Origin of the sequence: Dolichospermum circinale AWQC131C, assembly GCF_000426905.1 — a bacterium.
Classification (GTDB): Bacteria; Cyanobacteriota; Cyanobacteriia; order Cyanobacteriales; family Nostocaceae; genus Dolichospermum; species Dolichospermum circinale.
In genome coordinates this window covers 25,224-34,807 of record NZ_KE384627.1, presented here as the reverse complement: position 1 = coordinate 34,807, position 9,584 = coordinate 25,224, and the positions used below count along the sequence as shown (strand labels likewise).

The window sequence follows — 9,584 nt, the reverse complement described above, 5'->3', positions numbered from 1 at the left end:
CATACCTTCTCTCTTCAATCTTATACTCTTTTTGTCTCATTCTTAAGTTAAACTACTATATCAGCAGTCGTAGAACAAGGTCCTTATAAAACTAGTGTGAAAACACTGGAAAATCAAATTACAGCTATGCGCTCTGGTTTCAATACTTTTTGGCAAATTGACCCTAATACCAGCTTTTTTGGCTCCTATCGTGTGGGTTTATATAATGATGGTAATTTTGAACAACAGATTTTTAATCGCTTGGAACATAAGTGGGGTGAATTTTGGTTTGCTGGTAATGTTTTCGCTTGGAAGTATGCAAGCGATCGCCAAGAGAGTAGTGGCTATTTTTCTCCAGTATCTTCTCTAGTTTATAACGGTGAAATCGGATGGGGAAAAAACATTTTTCCTTTTTTAAATTGTCGTTTAAATACCACCTGGGGAAGACAAAGAGTTAACGGTGATAAAAGTGGAGGTACTGGCTATCAAACTCGCTGTACAGTCAAAATGTCCCCAAATATAGCTTTAGATTTAGGTTATAGTTTAGGTAGGTCTCACAATCTCATGACTGGGGAAAGTCTGTATAATAATCAGACATTAACAGGCCAATTACAGATAAAATTTTGATCTGTTTTTTGACCGAAAAATAAAGATTTCACAAGTAGAAAAATTCAGAGTAAACAGGAAAAACTCATGTTTAAAAACATGAGATTGAAATAATGACACTGTTTTTTTCGTGCTACGCATCTTTTAAAAACATCTTTTTTTTGACTGAGCTTTAAACTCAGCAACTTTTGTTTCTTATCTGTTCCCTGTAACCTGTAACCTGTAACCTGTTCCCTTTTTTTGTCAAAGCAGGGAAATAGAAATCATAAATTATCGAATTTCACAACATCAAAATAACCTTTTCCTTTACTCTTTTATTCCAGCCCAAACAGTGAGAGGTTTACCAACTTTTTTATACAGCAAACTTTCTAAAATTACACCATTATTATTGGCAGTAAGAGATTTATTTGGCTGATTTAAAGACTCATAAAACCCGTTGTACCAACCTTGATCAGATTTGAGTTGAGTTTGCACAAAATTAAATAATTTGTCTGTGTAAGCAGTATTATAAAGGACGTGCCAACCCACTGCGGCCTTAGCGCTGAGAAAACGCAGCTCATCATATTTTTTTCCCGTTGTTGTGATAGTTGCCCAAGGTTGTCCATTCACAAATAAGCTACTATAAACAAAGTAAGGAGCGCGATCTAAATTATCTTCCGTGACAGCAGTTAAAAAATTAGTTCTTTGATAACGAGCTTCTTGAGCGGCTAAAATTCGGTCTGAGAATGCTTTAGGTAGGGCTTGAAATCCGGTTTCAATACCATCTAAAATATAAGGCTCACTGAGAACATAATTATTTGCACCTGAATTTTGATAATCCCGTCGGTCATAAGGAACACCCTGCCCGTAGAGGTCTACAAAGTCTGTATTAGATGTATAATCTAAGGCTTTTTTGACATCTAAACCCCAGAGTTTTAACCCATAAGCTCCGTAATTTTCATAACCTAAACGCCCTTCTTGGGTATACATTTCTTGACCAGCAATAACAGAAGTACCGTACATTTGCCCGTTTTTGACTAAGCGCTTGATTTGCCAATGTTTCCAGACGGCTTCCGTTTGCGATCGCATTTTGGGATATTTTGTACCCACAATATTCAGCCATATAGCTAAACGTCCTAAATCCAAAGCAGACCAACCAATTTCTTCTCGTTTATCTAATTGACCATAATTTACAGGTATCAATGTTTTTGAATTATAGACTTTATTCGGTAATTCTCCCTTATACAAAGGCATGGACGCTAGAGTTTTTAACATCTGACTCATTTTGCTCTCAAACTCTTCTACCGTAATGATATTAAGTTCTTTAGCACTGACCAAAGCAGCCATAGCAGCGGCTTGGTCCCACATAGTAACAGAGGCAAAATTATTTACAGAATTAACTAAGCCAGTTTGATCGTTCCAATTACGTTGGAAGTATAACCAAGCTTGACGCGCCATTGCAGTTTCCTCTGTAGTTAATGTCCCACTTCCGGGCGCAATATAGGGTCCTGTGGTGGTTGTCAATTCCGCAGCGGCAATGGGTTTACCTGCGACAACTGTTAATTTAGTATTCAGCTTGCTAATATGGTCAGTATTTATAGATAAATACTTTGACAAAGAATTGAAACCTATGATTGCAATTACAGCGGTTATAACTCCGCCAAAGGTAGCAAGAAAAGATAGTTTTTTTGATGGTGGCTCAAAATCAGAATTCATCATGGAATTGGTAATTGGTAATTTAATTGAAAGTTTTTTCTTGTCTAGTTTTTTTAAGTCAGGACTTACGCAAAATATCTCTCCCTAAGCCCCCATTTCTGTTCCCTGTTCCCTGTTCCCTGTTCCCTGCCTTCACAGGCAACTTTTATGGCTACGCCACGCAGGCTATCAGCAAGCCCTATCCGATGATTAGGATTCTTTTTCCTTAGCCCAAACTGTCAACGGTTTGCCCACACGACGATATAGTATTGCTTCTAACACTATACCGTTAGTATTCACAGTTAAAGCTCGATTTGGTTCTTGAGTTTCTTCATAAAAACCTGCAAAAACGCCACGACTTGGATCAGCCAGCCAGCGCATACCCTTATGAAGTCTTTCTGTATAGGGAGTTTGAAACAGCATATTCCAGCCTATTGCGGCTTTAACACTACTACCCCGATAAACAAAGGCATCTTTACCAGATGAGTCTATACTTTTCCAAGGTTGACCATTGACAAAAATACAATTGTAGACAAACCAAGGCTGCCGATCTAAATTATCCTCAGACCAGGCTGTGAGTTGATTAGTAGCTTGATAGCGACGTTGTTGGACTTGGAGTAACTTGGCTGCATATTCCGCAGGTAAAGCCTGAAAACCACTTTCCAACCCATCCAAAATATAGGGTTCACTAGTGACATAATTATGATAGGTGGTGCGTTTATCCGCTGGTACTTCCACACCCATAACATTGATAAACTGAGTTTCGGTTTTAGTATCGAGTGTTTTGGGGGCTACAATCCCAATTTTTTGTAATCTATAGGCTGCATATTGTCCATAACCTAGCCGTCCTTCTTGGTTCCAGGTTTCCTTACCATTTTTAATTGCTGTCCCCATTAGCTGTCCATTCTTCAGTAACCGCTTTAATTGCCAACGAGCCGTGACGGCTTTACTGGCCGCAGCGTGTTTGGGGTATCGAGTTTGGATTATATCTAGCCATTGCACCAGTCGCGCTAAATCAATGGCCGAAAACCCAATTTCTTCGGGTTCTGCCAACTTGCCGTAGTTAACCGGGATTAAAGTTTTCGCGTTATAGGCTTTGTTTGGTAACTCATTCCGGTACAAAGGTATTTTGGCTAGGGTGGCCAATACTTCCTCGATCCATTGATCAAATTCTGCCGGCTTTAGCAAGCCTAATTCCCGTGCTGCCACCATACCAGCTAACTGACTACCCACGTCCCACATGGTTGTACTGGGAAAGTCCGCAGCGGAAGAAACTAAACCGGTGGATAAACGATTTTTCTGGAAATAGCGCCAAGCTGTACGGGCTAATTGTATATCTTCTGCATTCAGCCGATTTTGACCAACGGAAGTCACTGGAATTGGGAGAGTGTTACTCTCATGCCATTCTATTCCTTTATGCAATCCAAAACCAACTAAGGCGATCGCCGCAGCGACAATAGTTTGTTTTAATAAACTAGGTTGGATCGGAGTAGGATTGATAGTTGTATCTTGTGTCATGGTTAGCGGGGGATAATATTAAACAACACTTCTTTTTTCACCAGCCACCAGAAGCAGCCCACAGCTACAGCCTGAGCGATAGTAGTGACTATGGGATTACCATCAGCTAAAGCCGGAATTAAAAACCAAATCACTGTGACTGGAACGTGAACAATATAGACGTACAAGGAGTTTTGACCCAAACTAATCAACAGTTTCCCCAGAATTTTATTTAACGGTTGCCAAAATGTATCCACAATTATGTACAGCAAAGGGAAGAAACCGATGTGATTAATTAAACGCAAAAAACCCACCCGACTGCGGTCTGTCCATGCTAACCAAGCAACTCTATCTGAGAATTTGGCTGGCCAAACACCAAGCTGAATATCATAATGTGCGGTTGTAATTGAGCCAATGACGATTAATACCAAGCATAAGACTAGGGGAATTTTCGGTATTTTTCCCCATAATTTTTGTAGTTTTTGACGATAATAACCTGCTAATACTCCATGCACGTAGGTATTAGATACAGTTAATGCTTTAGTGATAGTTCTTAACCCAGCAGCGGAAATTATTGGATTTAATCGAGCTTGTGAAGAAACCACGGGTTATTCTTACAATGAAGTTAGAAATCAATGCTTTTGGAACGTATTTACAGAACCGAAACGCCGTCGAACGGCACAATCTATTTTTGAAAAAATTAAATCAAGTAAGGGGTTAAAAGAATATGAAAATTATTGGCGCATAAAAGACGGAAATCTGCGGCTAATTAATTGGTCAAATAGAACGGTTTCCAATGAAAATGGTGAAATTGAATTTATTGTTTGCACCGGCATAGATATCACTGAACGCAAACAAGCTGAAGAGTCTCTAAAACAGCAATTAGCAGCAGTAGAAGCGGCGAGTGATGGCATTAGTATTGTTGATAAACAGGGTAATTATCTTTATCTAAATAGCTCTTATGTGAATATATTTGGCTATAGTGATGCCACGGAATTGCTAGGACAAAAATGGCAAGAAGTTTATGAACAAGAGCAGGTTAAATTGTTTGAAAAAAAGATATTTCCTGAACTAATGAAACAAGGTTACTGGCATGGAGAAACAATTGCTCAGAGAAAAGATAGCAGTAACTTTCCCGCAGAAATGTCTCTGACAAAGTTGAAAGCTGGCGGATTCATTTGTGTAGGTCGTGATATCAGTAAACGCAAAGAAGCCGAGGAAGAACTAAAATACTTCAACTTGCGATCGCAATTATTAGCTGATATTACTTTAAAAATCCGCAGTTCTTTGCAGATAGATGATATTCTGCAAACGAGTGTTACAGAAGTCCAAAAACTGTTGAAAACTGACCGTGTAGTAATTCTAGAGTTGTTGGCCGATGGCTCTTTAACAGCGCGGAAAGAAGCATTAATTCCCGGTATTCCAGTTGTTATGGGGACAAATATTGTTGAGCCTTGCTTGACAAAAAATTACCTTGAGAAATATACTCAAGGATGGATTGGTGTGATTAATGATATCGAAAAAGCTAACATTCGATCTTGTCACATCGAACTATTACAAAAGTTTAATGTCAAAGCTAACCTGGTCGTTCCTATTTTTCTCAAAGATGAATTTTGGGGTTTACTAATTGCTCATCATTGTACCCAACCCCGTCAATGGACTAACTGGGAAATAGAATTTCTCAAGTCTTTATCTGATCAAATAGGTATTGCTTTAGCTCAAGCTAAATTACTGCAAGCGGAAATTCTGCAAAGACGAGAACTGGAAATTGCTCGTCATCAAGCTGAGTTAGCATCTCTGTCCAAAAGTAGTTTTTTAGCGAATATGAGTCATGAAATTCGCACCCCCATGAATGGCATTTTGGGCATGACTGGTTTATTATTAGAAACTCCTCTCAACCCAGAACAAAAAGATTTTTTAGAAATAGTTCGCGTGAGTGGGGATGCTCTTTTATCTCTGATTAACGAGATTTTAGATTTATCCAAACTTGAAGCTGGAGAAATGATCATCGAAAGCATAGATTTCGATCTTTGTAATTGTCTGGAAGAAGTGCTAGATTTATTAGCTCCTCAAGCACATCAAAAGGGACTAGAAATTGCCACACTGGTACAACAGAATGTCTATAAATATCTGAGGGGAGATGTTGGGCGCTTACGACAAATTATCATGAATCTGATTGGTAATGCTATTAAATTTACCAAACAAGGAGAGGTATTATTAGAAGTAGAATTGAAGTCAGAAACTCAGGATCTAGTCATTCTCAATTTTACTGTTATAGATACAGGAATTGGGATTAGTCTTCAAGATCAAAACAAACTTTTTCAAGCATTTAGCCAAGTTGATGCTTCTATTACCCGTCAATATGGTGGCACAGGTTTGGGATTAGCAATTTGTCAACAATTAGTAAGTTTAATGGGTGGAAAAATTGGCGTAAAAAGTCAGATAGGTAAAGGATCTCAGTTTTGGTTTGAGCTACCTTTTATGAAGCAAATCCAGCCTTCTTGTCAGATTTTGGAGCTTGATATATTGACTAACAAACGGTTGTTAGTAATAGATGACAATGGGACTAACCGGAGAATTATTTATCATCAAGCTACTCATTGGGGAATGTTGGTAGATGAAGCTGCTTGTGCAAATACTGGTCTTGCAGCTTTACAAAAGGCTGCTGCCGAAAATCACCCCTATGATATTGTTCTCATTGATATGCAAATGCCTGTGATAGATGGTCTAACGCTGGGATCACAAATTAAAGCTAATGCTGCCATTAGCAATATTCCTTTAGTTCTATTGACTTCTAGTAATCAAAAGGATGAATCGAAACAAGCAATTAACATAGGATTTATTAGTTATTTAGTTAAACCAATAAAGCCTTCTCGTTTGCTAGATACGATCATGGATATTTTAGGAAACCAACCAAAATTAGATAATTTCCAATCTTCTAAAATTGAGCAATCTTCTATAACTGTGTTGGATGAAAAGATACCTGATTCGACAAAATCAAAGTTAAAATTGCTCGTAGCAGAAGATAATCCAGTTAATCAAAAAGTTATCCTCAAGCAACTCCACAGTTTAGGGTATAAAGCTGATATCGTCGCCAATGGCCAAGAAGTTTTGGAAATGTTGGATAACATTGCCTATGATTTAATTTTGATGGACTGTCAAATGCCAATTCTCGATGGTTTAAAAACTACAAAAGTAATTCGTTCTCGGCCAATAAGTTCATTTGTTAATCACCGACAACCTATAATTATTGCTATTACTGCTAATGCTATGAAGGAGGATCAACAGAGTTGTTTAGATGCTGGTATGGATGACTATTTTAGCAAACCAATTACTAAGGATAAATTAGCAACCTTATTAGAGCTTTGGAGTTCGAGAATTATGGCAGGACGAGTAGTGACTATTCCCGATCCTGAGCCAGCAGTTTTAATTACCAATAATCCGTTAACAGATTTACCAATTGATTGGGAACATCTACATCAAATCTCAGACAATGATCCAGAATTTGAGTTAGAAATCTTAAAAGTTTTTGTGGAAGATAGCCTGTTTCATGTAGAGGGAATTAAAGCCGCAATTACCGTTAATGACTTTCCTCAACTGGCCAGGGAAGCTCATCATCTTAAAGGTTCTAGTGGTAATGTTGGTGCTACAGCCATGCGGAAAATTGCAGAAGAACTAGAACAACTCAGTCGCAAACAGAGTTTTGTCGGTGCTTATGAATTGGTACTAGGATTAGTTGATTTTATCAACAAGATTCAAGCATTTTTAATTAAGTGCTGAAATAGTGCTGAAATAGTGCTGAAAAAGTTTTTTCGTTCCCTGACAAGGTTATCCATGAAGTTAGGTTGACCGTGGTAGAGACGTTCCATGGAACGTCTTTACATAGAGCCGACTCTTGTTAGCATCCTTTAGCTTTTTTGGTTCGGCCAACGACCGACCCCTTGACCAATTACCGCCAACTCTGACATTAATTGATCAAAAGCGTCCGGTGTTAAAGATTGGGGTCCATCGGATAACGCTTTGGCTGGGTTGGGGTGAACTTCAATCATAAGCGCGTCCGTACCCGCAGCGATCGCCGCCATGGCCATAGCAGGGACAAATTCGGACCAACCCACACCATGACTAGGATCAATCATAATTGGTAAATGGGTGAGTTTCCGCAACACCGGCACAACCGACAAATCTAGAGTATTGCGGGTATATTGACGGTCAAAAGTTCTAATTCCCCGTTCACACAAAATCACATGAGGATTACCCGCTGCTAAAATATACTCAGCCGCCATTAACCAATCCTCAATAGTTGCAGCCATACCGCGTTTTAACAGCACAGGTTTATGTTGCGCTCCTACTTTTTTAAGCATGGAGAAATTCTGCATATTTCTCGCCCCCACCTGAATCACATCTGCGACTTGGCCAATTTTCTCCAAATCTTCCGTATCCATAACCTCGGTAATAATCCCCAACCCGCTGACTTTCCGGGCGGTAGCTAACAATTCCAAAGCACTTTCACCATGACCTTGAAAAGCATAGGGTGACGTACGGGGTTTATAGGCCCCACCTCGCAAAAACTTAGCCCCCGCAGCCTTTACCCGCAGCGCCGTTTCTACAATCATCTCCTCATTTTCCACCGAACACGGTCCTGCCACAACCACCAAAGGATGATGTTCACCAAACACCACATCTCCTTGAGGAGTATTTACCACCACCTCAGAAGCTTCTCCATGACGGAATTGACGACTAGCCCGTTTATAGGGTACTTCCACTCGTAATACTTGTTCAATCCATGGACTTAATTCTTGAATACGGGGGGGGTCTAAATCAGCGGTTTCCCCAATTAAAGCAATGACCACCTTATGTTGACCAATAATTTTTTCTGGAGTTAGTCCCCAGCTAGATAATTCTGTAGTAATGCGATTTATTTCTTCCTGGGGGGAACCAACCTTCATGACGATAATCATTTACGAGTTCCTTTTTTAGTAAATTTCAGACTCTTCCTCGCTGCGCCTCTGCGCCTCTGGGTGAAACTTTGATAAAAATTATGTTATTTGTTATAATATAACCCTAAAATCCCTTAATGCTGGATCTCCTGATTCTGACAGTGGATACTCAACATCATAGCATAGCGAGCTACATGATAGCTAAATAATAGCTACATTGATAACATCCTCATATATATGTGTCATTTCTAAAATTAATCCAACAGAATCTAAATGTAATTTATCATCAGGATTAATCAAAGTTTGTATAGTCCAATTTCTTGTTTCATCTTGACGATAAACCTCCACCTTAACTTCATCCTGAGAAATCAAAACATATTCCTTCAAACTTGCTAAACTGCGGTAATTAAGAAGTTTTTCCCGTCTATCTATAGTTTCTGTACTTGGTGATAGGACCTCGATAATTAAACAAGGATAATTCAAAAAATAACGGTCTTGATCTTGAGTGTCGCAACTGACAATGACATCAGGATAGTAAAATATAGTTTGATTCCCATTAGCTAAATTTATTCTTACCTTCATGTCTGACATAAAAACATTACAGGAACTACCCCGTAACCGAGAACGCAAAGGCGAATAAACATTTCCAGAGATTATATTATGTTCTTTACTACCTCCAGCCATAGCAAAGACCTCACCGGCAAAATATTCATGACGAATATCGCTAATTTGTTCTAACTCCAGATATTCTTCAACAGAGAAAAAGTAAAGAGGGGACTGCATAATTTTTTCTGGCTTGGTAATTCTCAAATGATGATTATTATATGATCAAATCCTTTACCAAGGAAACAACAATTGAATGATATAAGTAGGTGAACGGAAAAAAACCGA

Annotated in this window: 8 protein-coding genes; 3 read left to right on the top strand and 5 right to left on the bottom strand. The window is 38.8% G+C overall.

Features of this window, described 5'->3' with window-relative positions:
• The first annotated feature begins 96 nt into the window (after positions 1-96).
• Positions 97-606, top strand: coding sequence for a hypothetical protein (locus ACIR131C_RS22945; protein ID WP_051347590.1), 510 nt, complete (start codon positions 97-99; stop codon positions 604-606).
• Between the two features lie 285 nt (positions 607-891).
• Here the strand turns inward: ACIR131C_RS22945 and ACIR131C_RS0115790 are convergent, their stop codons facing one another.
• Positions 892-2,280 carry a DUF3131 domain-containing protein gene (locus ACIR131C_RS0115790; protein ID WP_028090985.1) on the bottom strand — a complete coding sequence of 463 codons (1,389 nt, stop codon included), beginning with the start codon at positions 2,278-2,280 and terminating at the stop codon, positions 892-894.
• Between ACIR131C_RS0115790 and ACIR131C_RS26165 the strand changes: the two genes are divergently transcribed.
• The gene (locus ACIR131C_RS26165) at positions 2,195-2,368 is read left to right on the top strand and encodes a hypothetical protein (RefSeq protein ID WP_196811788.1); all 174 of its coding nucleotides are present in this window, start codon (positions 2,195-2,197) and stop codon (positions 2,366-2,368) included. The two genes, ACIR131C_RS0115790 and ACIR131C_RS26165, sit on opposite strands and share 86 nt — an antisense overlap.
• Before the next feature lie 101 nt (positions 2,369-2,469).
• On the opposite strand, the gene ACIR131C_RS22940 is transcribed toward ACIR131C_RS26165, so the two are convergent.
• Positions 2,470-3,777 (bottom strand): DUF3131 domain-containing protein, encoded by a 1,308-nt coding sequence (locus ACIR131C_RS22940; RefSeq protein ID WP_051347589.1) that lies wholly within the window; start codon positions 3,775-3,777, stop codon positions 2,470-2,472.
• Between the two features lie 2 nt (positions 3,778-3,779).
• Positions 3,780-4,361: an OpgC domain-containing protein gene (gene opgC, locus ACIR131C_RS0115780; protein WP_081677215.1), complete on the bottom strand. Its 582-nt coding sequence runs from the start codon at positions 4,359-4,361 to the stop codon at positions 3,780-3,782.
• On the opposite strand from opgC, the gene ACIR131C_RS22935 reads away from it, so the two are divergent.
• Positions 4,300-7,536, top strand: coding sequence for a response regulator (locus ACIR131C_RS22935; protein ID WP_051347588.1), 3,237 nt, complete (start codon positions 4,300-4,302; stop codon positions 7,534-7,536). The two genes, opgC and ACIR131C_RS22935, sit on opposite strands and share 62 nt — an antisense overlap.
• 128 nt (positions 7,537-7,664) lie before the next feature.
• Here ACIR131C_RS22935 and aroF read toward each other — a convergent pair whose 3' ends face one another.
• Entirely contained in the window at positions 7,665-8,714 is a 1,050-nt protein-coding gene (aroF, locus tag ACIR131C_RS0115770; RefSeq protein WP_028090983.1) for a 3-deoxy-7-phosphoheptulonate synthase, read from the bottom strand.
• A 180-nt stretch (positions 8,715-8,894) separates the two neighbouring features.
• Positions 8,895-9,476, bottom strand: coding sequence for a Uma2 family endonuclease (locus ACIR131C_RS0115765; RefSeq protein ID WP_028090982.1), 582 nt, complete (start codon positions 9,474-9,476; stop codon positions 8,895-8,897).
• Between the last annotated feature and the right edge of the window lie 108 nt (positions 9,477-9,584).